Source organism: Stenotrophomonas sp. (assembly GCF_032103445.1).
Taxonomy (GTDB): Bacteria; Pseudomonadota; Gammaproteobacteria; order Xanthomonadales; family Xanthomonadaceae; genus Stenotrophomonas.
Genome location: NZ_DAMDFR010000001.1, coordinates 183,492 through 202,523 on the forward strand (window position 1 = coordinate 183,492; position 19,032 = coordinate 202,523).

19 protein-coding genes are annotated in these 19,032 nt (G+C 63.1%); 4 read left to right on the forward strand and 15 right to left on the reverse strand.

What is annotated here, in order from left to right; genetic code table 11:
• The first annotated feature begins 62 nt into the window (after positions 1 to 62).
• Genes RT551_RS00765 through RT551_RS00775 form a run of 3 tightly spaced genes read left to right on the forward strand, consistent with a single transcriptional unit; the run spans position 63 to position 6,009 of the window.
• Entirely contained in the window at positions 63 to 1,361 is a 1,299-nt protein-coding gene (locus RT551_RS00765) for a TolC family protein (protein WP_024957398.1), read from the forward strand.
• The gene (locus RT551_RS00770) at positions 1,358 to 2,872 is read left to right on the forward strand and encodes an efflux RND transporter periplasmic adaptor subunit (RefSeq protein WP_012480209.1); all 1,515 of its coding nucleotides are present in this window, start codon (positions 1,358 to 1,360) and stop codon (positions 2,870 to 2,872) included. The genes RT551_RS00765 and RT551_RS00770 overlap by 4 nt, the downstream gene beginning before the upstream one ends.
• Entirely contained in the window at positions 2,869 to 6,009 is a 3,141-nt protein-coding gene (locus tag RT551_RS00775) for a CusA/CzcA family heavy metal efflux RND transporter (protein ID WP_005413407.1), read from the forward strand. Before RT551_RS00770 ends, RT551_RS00775 begins: the two co-directional genes overlap by 4 nt.
• Before the next feature lie 104 nt (positions 6,010 to 6,113).
• On the opposite strand, the gene RT551_RS00780 is transcribed toward RT551_RS00775, so the two are convergent.
• Both RT551_RS00780 and RT551_RS00785 read right to left on the reverse strand, forming a co-directional pair.
• Positions 6,114 to 6,902: a DUF4198 domain-containing protein gene (locus RT551_RS00780; protein WP_313455024.1), complete on the reverse strand. Its 789-nt coding sequence runs from the start codon at positions 6,900 to 6,902 to the stop codon at positions 6,114 to 6,116.
• A gap of 68 nt (positions 6,903 to 6,970) precedes the next feature.
• The gene (locus tag RT551_RS00785; protein WP_313455025.1) at positions 6,971 to 7,258 is read right to left on the reverse strand and encodes a TonB-dependent receptor; all 288 of its coding nucleotides are present in this window, start codon (positions 7,256 to 7,258) and stop codon (positions 6,971 to 6,973) included.
• Between the two features lie 88 nt (positions 7,259 to 7,346).
• On the opposite strand from RT551_RS00785, the gene RT551_RS00790 reads away from it, so the two are divergent.
• On the forward strand, positions 7,347 to 7,535 hold the full coding sequence (locus RT551_RS00790; RefSeq protein WP_187756563.1) for an arginase family protein: 189 nt from the start codon (positions 7,347 to 7,349) through the stop codon (positions 7,533 to 7,535).
• Between the two features lie 29 nt (positions 7,536 to 7,564).
• Here the strand turns inward: RT551_RS00790 and RT551_RS00795 are convergent, their stop codons facing one another.
• The 13 genes from RT551_RS00795 to RT551_RS00855 form a co-directional block, all read right to left on the reverse strand.
• On the reverse strand, positions 7,565 to 8,116 hold the full coding sequence (locus tag RT551_RS00795) for a DUF305 domain-containing protein (protein ID WP_313455026.1): 552 nt from the start codon (positions 8,114 to 8,116) through the stop codon (positions 7,565 to 7,567).
• Between the two features lie 74 nt (positions 8,117 to 8,190).
• Positions 8,191 to 8,466: a hypothetical protein gene (locus RT551_RS00800; protein ID WP_005413412.1), complete on the reverse strand. Its 276-nt coding sequence runs from the start codon at positions 8,464 to 8,466 to the stop codon at positions 8,191 to 8,193.
• Positions 8,467 to 8,494: 28 nt separating this feature from the next.
• Complete coding sequence (locus RT551_RS00805; protein WP_219625521.1) at positions 8,495 to 10,816, reverse strand: copper-translocating P-type ATPase; 2,322 nt, start codon at positions 10,814 to 10,816, stop codon at positions 8,495 to 8,497.
• 61 nt (positions 10,817 to 10,877) lie between these two features.
• Complete coding sequence (copD, locus tag RT551_RS00810; protein ID WP_012480212.1) at positions 10,878 to 11,819, reverse strand: copper homeostasis membrane protein CopD; 942 nt, start codon at positions 11,817 to 11,819, stop codon at positions 10,878 to 10,880.
• A 10-nt stretch (positions 11,820 to 11,829) separates the two neighbouring features.
• Positions 11,830 to 12,213: a copper homeostasis periplasmic binding protein CopC gene (gene copC / locus RT551_RS00815; protein ID WP_005413416.1), complete on the reverse strand. Its 384-nt coding sequence runs from the start codon at positions 12,211 to 12,213 to the stop codon at positions 11,830 to 11,832.
• A gap of 178 nt (positions 12,214 to 12,391) precedes the next feature.
• Positions 12,392 to 12,742, reverse strand: coding sequence for a four-helix bundle copper-binding protein (locus tag RT551_RS00820; RefSeq protein ID WP_012480213.1), 351 nt, complete (start codon positions 12,740 to 12,742; stop codon positions 12,392 to 12,394).
• Between the two features lie 70 nt (positions 12,743 to 12,812).
• On the reverse strand, positions 12,813 to 13,178 hold the full coding sequence (locus tag RT551_RS00825; RefSeq protein ID WP_019184727.1) for a DUF411 domain-containing protein: 366 nt from the start codon (positions 13,176 to 13,178) through the stop codon (positions 12,813 to 12,815).
• A 173-nt stretch (positions 13,179 to 13,351) separates the two neighbouring features.
• Complete coding sequence (locus RT551_RS00830) at positions 13,352 to 13,861, reverse strand: nuclear transport factor 2 family protein (protein ID WP_012480215.1); 510 nt, start codon at positions 13,859 to 13,861, stop codon at positions 13,352 to 13,354.
• A gap of 19 nt (positions 13,862 to 13,880) precedes the next feature.
• A complete protein-coding gene (locus RT551_RS00835; protein WP_012480216.1) occupies positions 13,881 to 14,651 on the reverse strand; it encodes a cytochrome c in 771 nt (256 codons plus the stop codon).
• Between the two features lie 12 nt (positions 14,652 to 14,663).
• Complete coding sequence (locus RT551_RS00840) at positions 14,664 to 15,932, reverse strand: copper-binding protein CopB (RefSeq protein WP_005413421.1); 1,269 nt, start codon at positions 15,930 to 15,932, stop codon at positions 14,664 to 14,666.
• Entirely contained in the window at positions 15,929 to 17,797 is a 1,869-nt protein-coding gene (locus tag RT551_RS00845; RefSeq protein WP_012480217.1) for a copper resistance system multicopper oxidase, read from the reverse strand. Before RT551_RS00845 ends, RT551_RS00840 begins: the two co-directional genes overlap by 4 nt.
• A gap of 113 nt (positions 17,798 to 17,910) precedes the next feature.
• Positions 17,911 to 18,330 (reverse strand): transcriptional regulator CopL, encoded by a 420-nt coding sequence (gene copL, locus RT551_RS00850; protein ID WP_012480218.1) that lies wholly within the window; start codon positions 18,328 to 18,330, stop codon positions 17,911 to 17,913.
• Positions 18,331 to 18,504: 174 nt separating this feature from the next.
• On the reverse strand, positions 18,505 to 18,855 hold the full coding sequence (locus RT551_RS00855; protein WP_043033515.1) for a helix-turn-helix transcriptional regulator: 351 nt from the start codon (positions 18,853 to 18,855) through the stop codon (positions 18,505 to 18,507).
• Between the last annotated feature and the right edge of the window lie 177 nt (positions 18,856 to 19,032).

A 19,032-nucleotide genomic window follows, 5' to 3' on the forward strand; every position in this document is an offset into this window, starting at 1 on the left:
CCCGTGCTCGTGCTGCATGCGTTGCAGCGCGCTCGTTGTCGTTTCCCGGAGGTCTTATGGAGATGTCTTTCTTCTTGCGTGCAAGGCGCAAGATGGCGTGTGGGTTCGTGTTTGCCCTGGCGCTCAGTGGTCCTGTGCTGGCGGCATCGCCCGCTATCCCGATCAGCTACACAGAAGCCCTACAACGGGCGCTTGCTAACGCCCCAACCCTGCAGGTGCGCCGATCGCAGATCGATGCCAGTACCGAAGAAGCCGCGCGTGCTGGCGCGCTTCCCGACCCACGTTTGATCGTGGGGCTGGCGAACTGGCCGGTCAGCGGACCCGATGCCTTCAGCTTGCGGGCCGATGAGATGACCACCCAGCAAATCGGTCTGATGCAGGAGTTTCCTGCGCGTGCGAAACGACGTGCCGAGCACGCGTTGGCGCAAGCGACGCTGGCGCAAGCGCGCTCACTGTCGATGGCCGAACAGCAGATGGTGGCCCAAGCGGCCGCGCTGGCCTGGATCGAGCTGTGGAGTACGCAGCAAGCCGTAGATGCGTTGGAAGGTCTGCGCGAGCCGGCCCGTATAGCCGAGCGTGCGGCGCGTGCTCGCTTGGCAGGCGGCACGGCCGGGGCCAGTGATGTGCTTGCCGCCCAGGCCGCCCTACTGCAGTTGGACAATCGCCTGGAGCAGGTACATGCGGAGCACGCCGCCGCGCAGGCCGGCCTGGCGCGGTGGTTGGGTATTGCACCAGAGGCGATCTTGGCCAGTGGTGCGGCACCGGATTTTTCGCAGTTGCCATTGGAGCCCACCCAACTGCTGGCCAAACTGGACCAACACACGCCACTACTGGGCTGGGAGGCACGCGAGAGCTTAGCCCAGGCCCAGGTGGATGCGGCCGTGGCCGAAACCCGCCCGGATTGGAGTGTGGAGCTCACCTACGGACGTCGCGAGCGCGCACCCGACGGCATGGCGCGCAGCGACATGCTCATGGTGGAAGTGGGTGTGGGCCTGCCGCTGTTCCAGAAGAACCGCCAAGCACGAGGCATCGCGGCACGGCGGGCCGAGCTGGAGGCGGTGTCCGCAGAGCGCGATGAGGCCCGGCGCATCCAAGCCGAGTCGGTGCAACGCGCGATAGCGCGATGGCGCGGGTTAACCGGCCAGTTGGAGCGCCAGAACACGCAGAGCCTGCCTTTGGCGCGCGATCGTGCACGCACGGCGTTGGCCGCCTACGGCGCCGGTGCCGACCTGCAGCCGTGGCTGGAAGCGCGGCGCGATGAGATCGAATTGCACCTGGAGAACGCCCGTCTGCTGGGCGAACAGGGCCGTGCCTGGGCGGCACTGGCCTATCTGCTACCCCATGAGGAGAACACGCCATGAGCCCGACCAAGACGCGTCTCACACAGCTCGCCGTGGCCCTCGGGTTGCTGGCGCTCGGCTTTGCCGGCGGCTACGCCTGGATGACTCGAACCTCTGATACCACCCCGCCCCCCGGCACGAGCGTCGCAGATCAAGCACGCAAGGTGCTGTACTGGTACGACCCCATGGCGCCGGAGCAGCGATTCGACAAGCCGGGCAAATCTCCGTTCATGGATATGGAGTTGCTGCCCAAATACGCAGATGAGGCCATAGGGGGCGGAACGCAGATCGATCCGCGCCTGCAGCAGAACGTGGGCATACGCACTCAGGAAGTGACGGTAGAGTTACTAGGGACTGCCGTACGCGTGCCGGGCACACTGACGTGGGATCTGACCCAGGAAAGCGTGATCAGTGCGCGCATGGAAGGCTTGATCACCCACGTGCAGGTAAAGGCGCCGTTTACCGAGGTTCGTCGTGGTCAAACGCTGGCCACCGTGCAGGCCCCGGCATGGAACGCGGCCATCGCCGAAGCACATGCCATGAGCCAAGCTCAGTCCGCGGGCGCGCGTGAGCTGCAGGGTGCGGCGCAACAACGGTTGCGTTCGTTGGGTGTTCCTTCTGGCGCCTCGGCCAGAAGTGGCGTCGTGCTTAGCGCAGACCACAGTGGTGTCGTGACCGAGATCCTGGCACGCGAGGGACAGACGGTGATGCCCGGTACGCCACTGTTCAAGATCAATGGGCTGGACACGTTGTGGCTGGAGGCCTCGGTACCCCAGGCAGCGCTGGGCACCTTGCGGCCGGGGACCTCAGTGCAGGCCACGGTCAGTGCCTGGCCGGCAGAGCGCTTTGCCGGACAGATCCAGGCGTTGCTTCCCCAGGTCGACATGGCTAGTCGCACGCAGCGGGCGCGAATTGTGCTGCGCAACCCGCAGCGTCGGCTGGTGCCGGGCATGTTCGCCGAGGTTCTGGTGCAGCCCGACGCCGAGCAGGCCCTGCCAGTCGTTCCCACGGAGGCGCTGATCGCCACCGGGCGGGACAGCCGGGTCATCGTGCAGGATCCGGACGGGAGCTTCCGGCCAGTGCGGGTGAGTGTGGGACGTAGCGTGCTAGGGCGCACGCAGATCGTGGCAGGCTTGGCCGGTGGTGAACGCGTGGTCGTCTCGGGTCAGTTCTTGCTCGACTCCGAAGCCAGTCTCTCCGGTGCGTTGGAGCGCCTGGGTGCTGCACAACCGACACGCCCTGCCAGCGCATCAGGTGTGCACGAGCGCCATGACGCCGGGCACGAACCACGCACTGTCGTGCCGTCACCGTCCAGACAGCCGGCGCCTGTCGCGCCAGACACCTCCACCTCTACGCCGCCGCGCTGCCCGGTGCAGTACTGGTATGACCCGATGGTGCCGGAGAAGCATTTCGACAAGCCGGGCAAGTCACCGTTCATGGATATGCAGTTGGTACCCAAGTTCGGCCCCGCCGCAGCCGCTGATTGCCAGGCAAGCGAGGTCATGTCCGAAGCGATGGAGGGCACACCATGATCGCGCGCCTGATCCATGCTTGCATCGCCAATCGCGTGCTGGTGCTGGTTGCCGCCGCGCTGCTGGCGGTGGTCGGTATCTGGTCGGTAAAGAACACGCCGCTGGATGCGCTGCCGGACCTGTCCGATACCCAGGTCATCATCCGCACGCAATGGGCGGGGCAAACCCCGCGCATCATCGAAGACCAGGTCACCTACCCGTTGGCCACCACGATGTTGTCCGTGCCGGGCGTGAAGGCGGTACGCGGCTTCTCCTTCTTCGGTGATTCATTCGTCTACATCCTGTTTGACGATGCCACTGATCTTTACTGGGCGCGCTCTCGAGTGCTCGAGTACTTGAGCCAGGTACGCGATCGACTTCCGCCGAATGTGAATCCGGCGCTGGGTCCTGATGCGACAGGACTGGGCTGGATCTACCAGTACGCCTTGGTGGATCGGACAGGTCAACGTGATGTGGGGCAGCTGCGTGCGTTGCAGGACTGGTTTCTTCGTTATGAGCTAAAAACCGTGCCGGACGTGGCTGAAGTAGCCAGTGTGGGCGGTGCGGTGCGCGCCTGGCAGATCCAGCCCGATCCGCAGGCGTTGGCGGCCCGTGGACTGACGGTGGCCGAGCTCATCGAGGCGGTGGATGCGGCCAACGGCGCTACCGGGGGCTCGGTGATCGAACAAGGCGAAGCCGAACTGATGGTGCGCAGCGAAGGCTACCTGCGCACACAGGAGGCGTTCGAACAGGTGCCGGTAACCGGCAACGACGGCATCCCCGTCCTGCTCGGCGAGGTGGCCACGATCAGTCGCGGGCCGGTCTTCCGTCGTGGTATCGCAGAGTTGGATGGTCAAGGTGAGGTGGCCGGCGGCGTGATCGTCCTGCGGACCGGCAAGGATGCCTTGGGGGCCATTCGGAACGTCAAAGCGCGACTGCAGGCGTTGCAATCCAGCTTGCCCGAGGGCGTGGAAGTGGTGCCGGTGTACGACCGCTCCGAGCTGATCCAGGATGCGGTACGCAACCTCACCCACAAGCTTGGCGAAGAGTTTCTGGTCGTAGCGCTGGTATGCCTGCTGTTCCTGTGGCACCTACGCTCGGCGTTGGTGGCCGTCATCACCCTGCCTTTGGGTATCCTGGCGGCCTTCATCGTGATGCACGCCCAGGGGATCTCCGCCAACTTGCTGTCATTAGGCGGCATCGCCATCGCCATTGGTGCGATGGTCGATGCAGCGGTGGTGATGATCGAAAATGCACACAAGCATCTGGAGCACTGGCGGGAGGCGCACGGCCGGGAACCTCAGGGTGAGGAGCGCTGGCAGCTGATGGCCCGCTCGGCGGCCGAGGTCGGACCGGCCCTGTTCGCCAGCTTGCTGGTCATCACCCTGTCTTTCGTGCCGGTTTTTGCCCTGCAGGCGCAGGAAGGGCGATTGTTCTCGCCTCTGGCCTACACCAAGACCTACGCGATGGCCGCCGCAGCAGGGTTGTCGGTGACCTTGATCCCCGTCTTGATGGGCTACCTGATCCGCGGCCGCATCCGCCCGGAACAGCAGAACCCCATCAATCGCATCCTGATCGCTGGCTATCGGCCCATCCTGCTGTGGGTCCTCAAACATCCCGGTGTCACCTTGCTGCTCAGCGGCCTGCTGCTAGTGCTCACCTTGATCCCCTTTAGCCGGTTGGGCAGTGAGTTCATGCCGCCCTTGGAAGAAGGCAGCCTGTTGTACATGCCCACGGCCCTGCCCGGCCTGTCCGCCGACAAGGCCCGTCAGTTGCTCCAGCTCTCGGGCCGGATGATCAAGACCGTACCGGAGGTTGAGCACGTGTTCGGCAAGGCGGGCCGTGCCGAAAGTGCGACCGATCCGGCACCGATCGAAATGTTTGAGACCACCGTGACCTTCAAGCCGCGGGATCAATGGCGCCCGGGCATGACCCCCCAGAAGCTACGCCAGGAGTTGGACGCAGCGGTCAAGATTCCCGGTCTGACCAACCTATGGGTCCCGCCCATTCGCAATCGCATCGATATGTTGGCCACCGGCATCAAGAGCCCGATTGGGATCAAGGTCTCCGGACCCGATGTGGAGCAGATCGAGCGCCTGAGCCAGCAGATCGAGCAGGTGGCCAAGACTGTGCCCGGCGTGAGTTCGGCACTGGCCGAACGCGTCACGGGTGGGCGCTATGTCGATGTACAGGTGCGCCCGGAAATCGCTGCACGTTACGGATTCACTCAAGGCCAACTCCAGCAACTGATTGCCACGGTCGTTGGCGGTGATCCAATCGGGGAAACGATCGAGGGGCGCGAACGCTATCCCATCGTCTTGCGCTACCCCCGTGGCCAGCGTGACTCGTTGCAGGCCTTGCAGGATCTGCCGCTGATCGCGCCAGGCGGTGTGCAACTGACCTTGAGCCAGGTGGCGGAGCTGTCAATCAGCCCAGGCCCGCCGATGCTCAAGAGCGATAACGGCCGGTTGGTGGGCTACATCTACGTGGATGTGGCCGATCGCGACTTGGGATCGGTGGTCCAGGACCTGCAAGCCGCGGTGCAGACCCAGGTGAGTTTGCCTGCCGGCTATGGTCTGGCGTGGTCGGGGCAGTACGAGTATCTGCAACGGGCTTTGGCACGCCTGCAATGGGTGGTGCCCGCGGCGTTGGCGATCATCTTCCTGGTCATCTGGATGGTGTTTCGCCGGCTCAGCGATGTATCCATCATCCTGCTCAGCTTGCCCTTGGCGTTGGTGGGCGGTTTCTGGTTGATCTGGGGGCTGGGCCATGCGATTTCGGTGGCCAGCATGATCGGATTCATCGCCCTGGGTGGCGTTGCGGCTGAGTTCGGCGTCATCATGTTGCTGTACCTGCGTCATGCTTGGGAGCAGCGCTTGGCCAGCGGTGCGCCGGAAGATGTGTCTACCCTGCAAGAGGCTATCTACGAAGGTGCCGTGCAGCGGGTGCGCCCGAAGGCGATGACGGTAGCCGTCATCCTGGCCGGGTTGTTTCCGCTGTTCGTTGGTGCCGGTGCCGGCTCGGAGGTCATGCAACGTATCGCCGCGCCGATGCTGGGTGGCATGCTCACCGCACCGGTGCTCTCTATGGTGGTGATTCCCGCAGCGTTCTATCTGGTGCGGCGACGTGGATTGCGCGCGGCGCGGGGCGACCAATGAGAGACAGACTGAGCACCTGAGGTCCGTCCCCACAAAAAGACGCGAGTCATGGAAGAAGTCATGACTGGCGTCAAAGGGGAGAGTACCGCCTACGTGCCTACTTGTCAGTGCCCGGCGTGCGGGGAAATCTCAAAGCTCAGCGACGCCCGATCCGACACAAAATCCAAAGCCTTTTGTGTAGAGGGCACCATGTGATTGGTGTGGATGTACCAGGTCTTGGCGGTGGTCACCTGGAAACTGGCTTGGCCTTGGGCATCGGCGCGCAGGAGCGTAGCGCTACCGTGCCCGCCCTTGACCGGTGCATCAGCACGATGACCGACGTACACGCGTAGGTTGGGCACTGGCGTGCCCTGCTGCAGCACTTGGAACGACAGCTGATCGCCGACCTTCACGCTTCCAGGATTGCGGGTCAAGCGGATCTCCAACGGATAGCCCAGCGAGGCAGCGAAGTCGTCGGTCAGTTTCGTGCCCACCTGTCCAATGGCACGGGCATGCTTGGTATAGCTATAGGTGACCCCTTTGGGGAACTTGCTTGCGTCATAGGTGGCCAGCGTATCGGGCAAGTCTTCCAGCTCCAGGTACTTGCCCAACTCGCTGGCCGTACGTGTGCTGGTGGAAGCCATCGTCGAGACACCCAGCAGATAGGTGCCCTCGCCCGCCGGATGGACGGTGAGTTGGCTTTGCTTGCCGATCTCTTTCCAACTGGCCAGGTCCGGGGCGGCCTTGGCACCGTCCTGGCTCAGCGAAACGTCCTGTAGACGCGCTCGGGTGACTGCGCCAGCACTTTCATCGAAGGTGCCGTTGTTCACCAAGGCGGTGTTCGCCTCGCCCGCTGCGGTGCCAGGCTTGGAGAAAGCGACAAACAGGTCGTGCGCACCGGCACTGCCGGCCACAGCGAACAGCAGTAGTGTGGCGGATAGTTGCGTGTTTCTCATGATGTGTAGCTCCTCGTGATCGTGGCTTACCAGTGGTAACCAAAGCGGACATTCCAGCGACGACCCAGCAAGTCGTACGTCATGGTGTCGGTGTCGGTGTTGGGGTTGTTCTTCACGAACGGCGCCTTCTTATCGAGCACTTTTTCAACGCCGGCGGAGATATCCCATTTCTTCTTGATGCCGTAGCTCAGTTGCAGGCTGTGGTACACCACGCTGGACACATGCGAGCCGATCGTGTCGGGCACGGCGATGATGTCGTCCGCGCTGCCGATGTACTGCGTCGAATAGACGCCGGTCCAACGGTTCTTGCCCATACGCAGTGAGCCCAAGCCACGCCACTGGGTGTAGCTACCCAAGCCGCTGGTGATCTTGCCGGCGTACTCAATGGTGGTGGCCCCGGGCGTGAGCGCCCCCAACCCACGCGGGGTGAGTCTGGAGGTCCTGGAAGCCCTGCTGGATCTGGTCATGGCCTCGGGCAAGGTACGTGTGGTCGACGTGGCGGAACTGTGTCCGCCCCTGGATCCGGATCAAGCCACCGCACGTGTGGCCGCGCGTTTGATCCACCGAATGGTCAGTGCGCAGGCTCAGTGAAGTGATATCGGCTGGCAAAAGGCAGTGAGCTAACGGGAACGCTCAGCCAGCAACTGCTTCATTTGCGCGATCTCCTGTGTCTGCGAGGTAATAATGTCCTGGCAGAGCTTCACCAACTCAGGATCCTTCAGACGATTCTCCTCACACATCAGGATGGCGCCAGCGTGGTGGGGAATCATCGAACGGATGAACTGCTTGTCAGTGACCGCTGCTTGAGTGCGAATGCCCCACCAGCAGAACAGCATGAACGCCACCGTCAGACCAGCCAGAATCAGATTGCGTCGGCGATCGGGGTACATGCTGGACATTAGCCACTGCTCGATCAGCAGCATGGGAGCGGCCATCAGGCCCGCCATGTAGAACTGGTTCACGTTGTTATAGACGTTAGCCCACTGATCGACCATTGCGTACATCAATGCGTACATGGCCACGAAAGACAGGCCCATCATCAACAACAGGCGGCCGTAATGGCCTTGATGCCCTTGTTGTGCCTGGTGGGCAGGTTGGTGTGAGGCGTGCGGTTTTGCGTGCTGGGACTGCGGGTCTTGCGCGTTTTCGTGCGTACCGAGCGAAGAGGACATAACAATCTCCGTGGGAATGGCAGAACGGCGGAAGAACCCGGGAACTGTTGGAACAGCTCCCGGGCTGAGAACACTTACATACCCTTGCCGGCAGCGAATTCCTGCGGGCTCAGCTTGCCATCTTTGTTGCTATCGAGCATGCCAAAGTGCGGCGCCAGCTTGTGCTTGGCCAGTTCTTCCTTGGACAGCGAGCCGTCCTTGTTGGCATCGAGCTTGGTGAAATCGGCATCGGCCGCCGCCGGCTTGTGCTGACCGTGGTCGGTGGTGGGCGTGGTGGTCTGGCCGCCGGCGAAGGCCGCGCCCGCCATCAGGAACAAGGCCATCATCGAGAGGGAGGCATAACGCTTCATTGCAGTACTCCTTGTGGGATATGAGCCATCAGTGACAGGAATGGCCGCGCGCAGGCTCATCGGCGCGGTCAGGGTGGGGGGTGGCAACAACGGTGGAGCCGGACAAACGCAGGGCATTGGTGACCACCGAAACCGAGCTCAGGCTCATGGCCAGGGCCGCCATCATCGGACTGAGCAAAAGGCCGAAGCTGGGATACAGCAAGCCGGCGGCGATAGGCACGCCGATGGCGTTGTAGACGAAGGCGAAGCCCAGGTTCTGCTTCATATTGGCCACCGTCAAAGACGAGATGGCACGGGCTTGCACGATGCGCCTCAAATCACCCTTGACCAGGGTGAGCTGGGCGCTGGACATGGCCACATCCGTGCCCGTCCCCATCGCGATGCCCACATCGGCTGCCGCCAGGGCCGGCGCATCGTTGATGCCATCGCCAGCCATGGCCACGCGACGACCCTGGGCTTTGAGTTGCTGGACCAGGTCGGCCTTGTCCTGCGGCTTGACGCCACCACGCACATCCTCGATGCCCAGCGTGCGCCCCACGGCCTCGGCCGTCGCCTGTGCGTCACCGGAGGCCATCACCACGTGCAGGCCATCGGCACGTAGCAGGTTCAAGGCAGGCAAGGTCGTGGCTTTGATGGGATCAGCCACCGCAATGGCGCCGGCCAACCGACCATTGACCGCCAGGAACATCACGCTAGCGCCTTCTTTCCGAAGACGCTCGGCGCTGCTTTGCAAAGGTGCTACATCGGCGCCAACCGACGCCATCAGGCTTTGGTTGCCGAGCACGACATCCTGATCGGACACGCGCCCGCGGACGCCTTGGCCGGTGAGCGAATCAAAATCTTGGGCGGCCACCAGGTTCAAGCCACGTCGCTGGGCTTCAGCCACGATGGCCTCGGCCAAGGGGTGCTCACTGCCCTGCTCCAAGCTGCCGGCCAAACAAAGGATCTGATCGGCGTCGAAGCCGGCGTTGGAGAGCGTGTCGCGAAAGGCTGGACGCCCCTCGGTCAACGTACCGGTCTTGTCCACGATCAACGTGTCGATCAGACGTAGCTGCTCGATCGCCTGAGCATCGCGGAACAGGACCCCGACCTGCGCAGCGCGGCCAGTGGCGACCATGATCGACATGGGGGTAGCCAAACCCAAGGCACACGGGCAAGCAATGATCAGAACCGATACGGCATTGAGGACGGCAAAGGTCCAGGACGGTTCGGGTCCAAACAGACCCCATCCGAAGAACGTGAGCACCGCCGTGGCCAGCACGGCCAGGACAAACCAGTACGCCACCTTGTCCGCCATACGCTGCATCGGCGCGCGGGAGCGCTGGGCTTGGGCTACCAACTGCACAATCTGCGCCAGTACCGTCCCGGATCCGACTTTGTCCGCCCGGATGACTAAGGCGCCCGTCCCGTTGAGCGTGGCGCCTATAACGTGATCACCGACAGCCTTCTCCACCGGAATGGGTTCACCGGTCAGCATCGACTCATCGACACTGGCGCGGCCTTCGATGACTTCCCCATCGACCGGCACCTTCTCGCCCGGTCGTACGCGAAGCAGATCACCCACGTGCACGTGATCCAGCGCAACGTCCTCTTCGCCCCCATCGGGTTTGACGCGGCGAGCCGTCTTGGGCGCCAATCCCAGCAGGGACTTGATGGCCGCCGAGGTTTTGGAACGCGCCCGCAGTTCCAGCAGCTGTCCGAGCAGGGTGAGCGAGACGATGACCGCTGCCGCCTCGAAGTAGACCCCTACCCGTCCATGCTCGCGGAAAGAGTCCGGAAACAGGTCCGGTGCCACGGTGGCCACCACGCTGTAGCCAAACGCGGCGGCCACGCCGATGCCGATCAGCGTCCACATGTTGGGGCTGCGATTGCCGATGGACTGTAGGCAGCGCTCAAAGAAAGGCCACCCCGCCCAGAGCACCACCGGGGCGCTCAGCACGAGCTCAATCCAGGTGCGCGCCTGCGTGGACAAGCCGGGCAGACGGTGTCCCAGCATGGCCAAGACCAGGACGATCAACGTCAAAGGCAACGTCCACCAGAACCTTCGGGTGAAATCGCGTAACTCTGGATTGTCGTCCTCCTCCAGCGAGGGCATCTCCGGCTCCAGCGCCATGCCGCAGATCGGACAGGTGCCGGGACCTGGCTGACGAATCTGCGGATGCATCGGGCAGGTGTAGACCGTGGCGTGGGTACCGCTGGGTTGGGCCACCGCTGCTGGGGCGGTCACTTCAACTTGCTGGGGAGCATCGTCCGTATAGCGGACGGGATTGGTGATGACCCGTCCATCCGCAGCCTCGACAGGGGCTGCGCCTGCAGAATGGTGATGGTCATGGGACGACGGTGAGTTCATGCCGATGCTCGCTTTAGTGGGGATGGACTGCCAAGGCAGTGTGCCATTGCGGGTTACACAGCTATTCGGGGCTGAGCGTCCCGAGCACTGAAACAACAATCAGGATCAAGATGGCCAGCGCGGCCTCAGCCGTAACACTCTGCCGCAAAGCCCGCACCTCCTGCGCGGGATCTCCGCTGGTCAGCGCTCGTTCCAAGCGCGGCACCAGCGTCCATCGGTGCAGCGCTCCCAAACCCAGCATTCCAGCGAACAGGGCCAGTTTGAAAAGCAGCAACTTCCCGTAGGTGCTCTGGAACAGGGCCGAAAACGACCACGCGGTGAGATCCCCGTAGTGCGCGATGCCGGACACGATGAGCGCACCAACGAAGATCGTTCCCAGCGTCGAAAAACCATGCAGAAAGTCATGCGTTGATCGCAGACGCCCGCTGCCGTTCGTCTCTTTGCCGCGCAGCAGCATGGCAAGGAACATCAGGACCGCTGCGATCCAGCCGCCTGCCGCGAGAAGATGGACGATGCCTGCAGCAAGCCGGACCGCGCCTGCCAAGCCCTCGCCAGCGGCGGCGTGGCCGTTCCATGCCAGCGAAGCGAGTGCGCCGCCCGCCAGCATCGCCCCCAGCGGGAAGGCGGTCTCCACCTTCCCGCGGCGACGATGCCATCCGAGCACGAACATCAGGGCGACCAGCAGCGCGACCAGCAGCGCGCCTCTCGCCATGGCTGCCCGGCCCGCGGACGTCTCGAGCAGATACCAGCCAAGCGATGCGCGATCAACCTCGGCAAGCGGCATTCCCATGATGCCCGCGGTCTTGAAGACGACATCGAGCCCGGTGAGCACGAGACCGGCTACGGCACCCGCCAATAGAACGCCCATGAGTGACCACCCGGCCAAGGCGTCGGCGAGTGCCGATCGACGCGACCCGTACCAACCGAAGAGTGGAACCCCGAAAAGAACCATGATGACAAGGTATTCCAAGAATCTCAGTGCATAAGCCGACAGGTCGAACATTCGCGACTCCTCAGCGCACTGTGAAGCTGAAGCTGCCCGGCATGGGGTGGTTGTCACCACCGACGGCGCGGTATTCCACGGTATAGACGCCCGGAGCCAGCGGTCCAGGCAACTTGGCACGCAGGGTCTTGCCGTTGTTGACGATCTCGGTCGTGAAATTCTCGATCGGCATGGTGGAACTGCCGTGCTTCATGAGCAACTTGAGACGCGACGCCCGCGGAATCAATGTCTCGTTGAACACGAGATCGATCTGGCCTGGCGAGGCCACCACCGCATTTGCCGCCGGTGTGGACTGCTGCAGCGCGGCGTGGGCGTGCGCGACCTGCAGCGAAAACTGCCCGGCCGCGATTGCGAGGACGAGCGCGAAGGAGCGAATGACGTTGGACGACTTCATATGGATAAATCCTCATTGGAATGTGATGCAAAGCCCGTTCGGGAGGGGCCGCGCTGTGTTCGATGCGACAAGCGTTAGATGTCGGACTGTCACTGAAACCACGATTTGTCGGATTTTCTTGATACTTCCGCTTTCGCGAGACGAGGATCCCACCGGCTCAGGCGGGATCCTCGACGCATTACGCTGCCATGGCGCTGCAGCTTTCCGCGCAGCGGCGACAAACTTCGGCGCAGCGCGTCATCTCAGGGTCGTTCATGGCGTCGCATGCATCGGCGCACTGGCGGCAGATCTCCGCGCAGGCACCGCAAACCACGTCGTGAACGCTGGCACCGCGCAGCATCGCGTCGGCACTGGTTGCGCAGGTATCGGCACACGTCGCCAACAGGGCGATGTGCTCCGGGGCCGCGTGAACACCTCCTTTGGTCAGGCAGTAGTTGATGGTCTCCAGGCAGATCGCATGGCATTGCGTGCAGTTGTCGATGCACTCGTTCATGGCCTGGGGCCGGTGTGCTGCGGAATGGTGAGTCATGTAGTTCTCCTTCTTCCTCGCGGGCGAGAATCGGCGCGCCCGCAACACCGTCCCCTGTTGCTGCGACGGATCAGTGCTGTGCGAACGGTTCAGTGGTTCCGTCGCGATGGATCAGCTCGACCGTGAACGGCTGCTGGCGTCCCTCCGGGACCTCCATGCCCGGAGAACCAAGCGGCATCCCTGGGAGGACCAGGCCGCGTGCGTTCGGCTTTTCTTCGAGGAGACGCTTGATGTCCGCGGCCGGAACGTGGCCTTCGATGACGTATCCGCCGATCTCGGCCGTGTGGCAGGAGCCCTTTGCATAGGGGACACCCAACCGCTCCTTGACCAGACCCAGGTCATCCATGTCGTGCACATCCACGGTGAATCCCGCCTTCTGCACGTGGTCGATCCAGACACCGCAGCACCCGCAGGTCGGGGTCTTGTGGACGGTCATGCGTGGCAGGGCTGCTGGAGTCGCGTCGGCTGATTGGACGACAACCTGTGCGGAGGGCGAGGTTGTGGGTTGCGCGGATGAAGCATCCTGGGTGCAAGCACCCAGACCAGCCACGGCAAGGACCACAAAAGTCAGACGGTGCAATGTGAGCGTAGTCATTTCAATCTCTCGACTCAGCGCTTGGTCCGCGAGGACCAGTGGATGTGGACGATCCGCCAGCCGTCCGCGGTCTCCTTCAGCACCATCGTCTCGGCGCTCTGGACGGTCAGTGGCTGGCCGTCCTTCTGGGCATGCAACTCGCTTTCGGTTCCGACCCACGCGAACTCGCCAGCGGCTCGTGCGCGCTGACGGAGCAGCTGGCGATGGGCGCCCTTGAGGAACGCCGCATCGCTGACTGCGTGATGGCCCATGTATTCCTCGCGGCTGCGTTCGGCGCCCCCGGACTCGAGGATGAGAACGTCGGCAGCGAGCAGGGCTTCGACCGTGGCCAGATCGCCGCTAGACAGGGCCCTGTTGAAACGCTCCGCTACGGCGACCGCGGCCTCTGCAGTGACTGGGACGTCGACGTCCGCAGATGCCGCGGCAGCGGGGTGATGTGCGTGCGGCTGTGTCGCCTGCGCCATTGCGGGGGACACGACGGCCAGTGCCAGTGCGAGGGTGAACGAGATTGCTGTTGCGTTCATTGCGTGGGCTCCAAGGAGATCAATGGGTGTGCGCATGGCCGTCATCGGCCACGGGCGTGTGTGGTGCAGGGTGCGACTCCACCTTGCCGTCGGGATGGCCGTGGCTCACCAACCCGACTTCCGTGTCGCTGGGTGTCGGGCCGTGGTGATCGTCGTCCACGCCCGGCGGGTGCGCATGCGGCATGGAGTTGTTGCCCGGCTCGAATAAGGCAGGGTGATCCTCGGCCTTTTCGTCGTCATGATGGCCTTGCGTCTCGCCGCCGCCATGCGAATGGCCCTCGCTGCTGTCGACAAGTTCCTTGTACGCAGTCGCGTCCAGCGTGGGCAACTTCTGCAGGAAGGCCGACATGTTCCATATGAACTCATCGTCCATGCTGCCGCCCCAAGCGGGCATGCCGCTGGCCTTGATGCCGTGCTTGATCACCCAGAACGCCTCAGCTGGAGCGACCGGCTGTTTGCTTAGGTTCGGTGGCGCGGGGTACAGGCCCTTGCTCATCTCGGTGGCCGCCGCGTCTGGTGAAAGATGGCAGGTCACGCACATGGCGTTGTAGTTGCCCGCACCCTGGCGGATACGCTCAGGATCATCAAGGTTCGTGGGTAGCTGAAGCTTGGCGGCGCGCACCTCAATGGAACGCTCGCGCGCCGTTTCAAGTAGCGCATACACCGGGCGACTATGCGGATCGTCGGCGGCCACGTTGTACACGCCCAGAGAGACCGTGGCGGTTGCGACCACCGCAACCAATGCCACGCCGGCACCGAGCCATACCCACATCTTTTTGTTGGATTTCATTGTCAGTTCCCCTTAGAACCAGGTACGAAGGCCGATGACCAAGCGCGTGTCTTCAAAGGACTCGCCATGCTCGCGTCGCATGTCTGCGGTATTGCCAAACGCGCGCTCGTACACCACGCCGATGTAGGGAGCGAACTTTCGGGTGAACTCATAGCGAAGTCGTAGCCCCGCCTCAGCGGCACTCAGACCCGAACCTATCCCGCGCAATGGATCGTTCTTGCCATAGGCGGTGACTTCCACCAGCGGCTGCAAGATCAGCCGGTTGGTTAGCAGCAACTCGTACTCGGCCTCGACATTGGCGGCAGTCTGGCCCCCTTCGCCGAGATAGGCTGTGGCGGACACTTCGAACTTCATCGGCGCCAAGCCCTGTACACCGATAGCGGCGAAGTTCTGCGATGCCCCAGGCTTGAAGTCATGACGCACACCGGCCACCACATCCCACCACGTGGAGATACTGCGGCCGTAAAGCACTTCCAGATCAGCCGACTCGGTCTGACCATCCGTGCGTTCGCCTTCACTGCGGAGCCAGACGCGATTGAGGTCCGTACCGATCCAGCCCTGGCCCTCCCAGCCCAGCCCGGTGCCCGGATCGGCATCCCAGGTTTCCAGGCGATTGAGCAGCACGTAGCTCTTGATCGAGTTGTCATGCACCGGATGCGCGTGTTCCGGCGCGATGGCCGCCTTGCGATCCGCGTCCGTCACCGCGGGAATCGGGGTGCGCGGCTGCGTTGGCGCTGCAGGCCCGTGTCCCATCTGACTGTGGTCCATGCCCTCCATCGATTGCATTCCCGCTTCTGGTGTAGCGGGCGCGGGCGAATCATGGCCCATCTGCGAATGGTCCATCCCCTGCATCGCAGGCGTGGCCGTGCCGGAGGTGTCGGCTGCAGCGGGCTGTGCCATCTGACTGTGATCCATGCCCTGCATCGACTGCGCCTGCGCTGTGGGCGCCGCAGGTGTGCTCGCGGGCGAGCCGTGCCCCATCTGCGAATGGTCCATGCCCTGCATGGCAGGCTCGGCTGCGTTAGCCTGCGGCTCGGCGTGGCCCATCGCCGCATGATCGATCGTCGCTTCGCTCGTCTTGGCCGGTGTTGCAGGCTTTTGGGCTGGCGCAGGTTTTGATGTCGGCGCCTGATGTGCAGAGTGATCCTGAGTCTGGGTCTGCGCGCCCTGCTCCATCTGCATGGAGCCGTGCTGCATAGATTGGGCGCTGGCCGCATTGGCCAGGGCCAGCGAGATAGCCGTCAGCGCAGTCAGGGTGGTATCGCGTCTATTGATGTTCATTCGTCGACCCTCACCGTGCGCATCATTCCGGCTTCCATGTGATAAAGCAGGTGGCAATGGAACGCCCAGCTGCCCAACGCATCGGCACGCACGCGATACGTGCGTCGGCTACCTGGCGGCATATCCACCGTGTGCTTGCGCACCATGAAGTTGCCGTTGTCGTCCTCCACGTCACTCCACATGCCGTGCAAATGGATGGGATGGGTCATCATCGTGTCGTTAACCAATACGATGCGCATACGCTCGCCGTAGTTCAGCCGCAGCGGCTCGACATCGGAAAACTTCTGACCGTTGAAGCCCCAGGAGAATTTCTCCATGTGTCCGGTCAGATGCAGCTCGATCTCGCGACCGGGGTCGCGTCCGTCAGGGTCTTCAAAGGTGCTCTTGAGCATGGAATACGTCAGCACATGACGGCCGTTATCGCGCAGGCCATTGCCCGGATCATCCAAGCGCGAACTCACGCTCATGGCTTGGTTGTCCAACAGGGGATTGTTGGTCTCGCTAGCAGGGTGTGATTGCATGCCCCCGTGCTGCATGCCTGCCATGGCACCATCGCCGGCGGCGGGCATCGCATGGCCTGCATGGGCCGAGGTCGCGTTACCGCTGACAGGTGGGGTCATGCCAGGCATGCCCATGGCCGCACCACAGCCGCCTTCCATGCCCTTGCTGCCGCCAGACATATCCATCGACCCATGATCCATGCCCATGTCTGCCATCGTCAGCAGCGGCCGGGGATCCACAGACGGAACGGGCGCGCGTAATCCTTCGCGCACAGCGAGCGTGCCGCTGATGTAGCCGGTGCGACCGGAGTCTTGGGCAAAGATGGTGAATGCGTCCTGCCCGGAGGGCTCCACGATCACATCGAAGGTTTCTGCTACCGCGATGCGGAACTCGTCGACGGAAACCGGATGGACATACAAGCCATCTGCCGCCACCACGGTCATCTTCAGCCCCGGAATACGCACATCGAAGTACGTCATGGCAGAGCCATTGATGAAACGCAGGCGCACCTTCTCGCCACTGCGGAACAAACCGGTCCAGTTGCCCAGTGAGGTCGTGCCGTTCATCAGGTAGGTGTAGGTGTTGGCGTTGACGTCGGACAGGTCCGTGGGCGTCATCCGCATCACGCCCCACATCTTGCGATCTTCCAACGTGGCCGACAGGCCGTTGCGCTTCACATCGCGCGCAAAATCGCCGACCGTGCGCTTGTAGTAATTGTCATGGCCCGGCATCTTCTTCAAACGATCGAACAGGGCCGTCGGGTCCAGGTCTGTCCAATCGCTCAGCATCACGACGTAGTCGCGATCGAAACTGAAGGGCTCCGGCTCCAATGGGTCGATGACGATCGGGCCATAGAGCCCGGCTTGTTCCTGGAACCCTGAGTGGCTGTGGTACCAGTAGGTTCCGCCCTGATGCAGGGTGAACCGGTAGTGGTAGGTCTCACCACGTCCGATACCGTCAAAGCTCAGACCCGGCACGCCGTCCATGTTGGCCGGCAAAATGATGCCGTGCCAATGGATGGAGGTGTCCGCGCCATGGATGGAGTTAGCGGGCAATGCATTGGAGACGCGCAAGTTGACCGTGGTGCCTTCCCGCCACCGCAGCAACGGCGCCGGAACGGACCCGTTGACCGTGATCGCGGTGCGGGTCTTGCCGGTGAAGTTCATCGGCGTCTCGCCAATGGTCAGGTCAAACTCAGTGCCCGATAGTACGTTGGGTTGTCCCGGCCCCTTGAGCGCCCAACTGGCTTTGGGCCAGAAACCTAATCCTGCGACTGCGCCTCCCAAGGCCAAGCCTTGGACAAATCGCCGCCGCGAAGGCAGCAGCGGTCCACCGCGTGGACCACGAAAATCATCATGCGACATGAAAATGCTCCAAGCGTCGTGTTGCCACCGGCGGGCGGTGGTACAGAGCGGGCGGCTGGCCTAAACAGGCATGCAAGCCACACCAACGGCGCCATTGCGGCGCCTAGGGACGCTTAGCCGATCGGTGGTCGGATCAGATGAGGCAAGGCAGGTGCCGCATGCCCTAGGGGCAGCGGCATGACATCCAGGCCCAAGGCCAGTTGCACCGAAACATGCAGGCGCGCAGGAAGTGCGCTCGCGCAAGCGTGTACGCAGGCGCACCGGCACGCAGAAGACTTGCAACAGTCGGGACCGGCATGGTCGCCATGCCCAGTGCCAGCCTTTTCAATCGATGTGGCATCGGGATGATGCTCAGCACTGTGATGGGCGAAGCAGTCTTCGTCGACTTGCACCGCGGCAGCCACTTCGCTGGCCTGCTCTTCCATGACCGGGTTCATACTGACGGACGCAAACGCCGACCACGCGCCGTTAAGCACGAGCATGGCGATCAGGAACAGTCGCAGTAGAAGTGAGGAGGCTGACACGGGCGACATGGTATATCACTTTAGACAAGGCGCGTGTGTATCGGTCGTGAACAAAATCTCAAGTAAGCCTGAGATGTCGCGACTTGTCAGTCGCACTAGCCGCGGACACTGCAGCTCCCTCCAGAAGCGCCCAAAGGGCGGGTTGAGGCGAAGAGTTGCCCATAGGGCGAGCGCTTGTTCGGTTTACTTCTCGGGCGTGGCCTCGATCAGCTTCACCAACTCGCGCTTCTGCTGCTTGCTTAGCGAGCCCCAGCGCAGGAGCAACTTGGCCAGCAGATCATCGTCGGTGTAAAGGAAGGCGGCGGGGATCCCCAACGCTTGGGCCAACCGCTCAGCAATCTCCAGCATGGGCTCGTGCTTGCCACGCTCGTACTGGTTGATTCGGGGGCTGGCCACGTGAGGATCCAGACCGGCCCGGATGCCCAACTCCTTCTGCGACAAACCCGTGTGCAGGCGGGCTTGTTTGAGGCGTCGAGCGAAGGTCGGTGTTGAGTCGACGGACAAAGTCACGCGCGCACCCCATGGAGACCCCATAAGGATGGCGGATGTACCCTGCCTTGCATACTAAGATATTCTTAGCTTTGAGGCAACCGGCGACACCGGTAGCGCCGCCCCCCCCCCCCCCCCCCCCCCCCCCCCCACCCCCCCCCCCCCCCCCCCCCCCCCCCCCCCCCACCCTGGCTGGAATGCTCCAGCTCACTGATGAACGAG

What these genes read in the sequence shown, in the direction of transcription:
- RT551_RS00765 (WP_024957398.1), top strand. Translation starts at nt 63, where the DNA reads ATGTCTTTCTTCTTGCGTGCAAGGCGCAAGATGGCGTGTGGGTTCGTG.
- RT551_RS00770 (WP_012480209.1), top strand. Translation starts at nt 1,358, where the DNA reads ATGAGCCCGACCAAGACGCGTCTCACACAGCTCGCCGTGGCCCTCGGG.
- RT551_RS00775 (WP_005413407.1), top strand. Translation starts at nt 2,869, where the DNA reads ATGATCGCGCGCCTGATCCATGCTTGCATCGCCAATCGCGTGCTGGTG.
- RT551_RS00785 (WP_313455025.1), bottom strand. Translation starts at nt 7,258, where the DNA reads ATGGGCAAGAACCGTTGGACCGGCGTCTATTCGACGCAGTACATCGGC.
- RT551_RS00795 (WP_313455026.1), bottom strand. Translation starts at nt 8,116, where the DNA reads ATGTCCTCTTCGCTCGGTACGCACGAAAACGCGCAAGACCCGCAGTCC.
- RT551_RS00800 (WP_005413412.1), bottom strand. Translation starts at nt 8,466, where the DNA reads ATGAAGCGTTATGCCTCCCTCTCGATGATGGCCTTGTTCCTGATGGCG.
- RT551_RS00805 (WP_219625521.1), bottom strand. Translation starts at nt 10,816, where the DNA reads ATGAACTCACCGTCGTCCCATGACCATCACCATTCTGCAGGCGCAGCC.
- copD (WP_012480212.1), bottom strand. Translation starts at nt 11,819, where the DNA reads ATGTTCGACCTGTCGGCTTATGCACTGAGATTCTTGGAATACCTTGTC.
- copC (WP_005413416.1), bottom strand. Translation starts at nt 12,213, where the DNA reads ATGAAGTCGTCCAACGTCATTCGCTCCTTCGCGCTCGTCCTCGCAATC.
- RT551_RS00820 (WP_012480213.1), bottom strand. Translation starts at nt 12,742, where the DNA reads ATGACTCACCATTCCGCAGCACACCGGCCCCAGGCCATGAACGAGTGC.
- RT551_RS00825 (WP_019184727.1), bottom strand. Translation starts at nt 13,178, where the DNA reads ATGACCGTCCACAAGACCCCGACCTGCGGGTGCTGCGGTGTCTGGATC.
- RT551_RS00830 (WP_012480215.1), bottom strand. Translation starts at nt 13,861, where the DNA reads ATGAACGCAACAGCAATCTCGTTCACCCTCGCACTGGCACTGGCCGTC.
- RT551_RS00835 (WP_012480216.1), bottom strand. Translation starts at nt 14,651, where the DNA reads ATGAAATCCAACAAAAAGATGTGGGTATGGCTCGGTGCCGGCGTGGCA.
- RT551_RS00840 (WP_005413421.1), bottom strand. Translation starts at nt 15,932, where the DNA reads ATGAACATCAATAGACGCGATACCACCCTGACTGCGCTGACGGCTATC.
- RT551_RS00845 (WP_012480217.1), bottom strand. Translation starts at nt 17,797, where the DNA reads ATGTCGCATGATGATTTTCGTGGTCCACGCGGTGGACCGCTGCTGCCT.
- copL (WP_012480218.1), bottom strand. Translation starts at nt 18,330, where the DNA reads ATGTCGCCCGTGTCAGCCTCCTCACTTCTACTGCGACTGTTCCTGATC.
- RT551_RS00855 (WP_043033515.1), bottom strand. Translation starts at nt 18,855, where the DNA reads ATGGGGTCTCCATGGGGTGCGCGCGTGACTTTGTCCGTCGACTCAACA.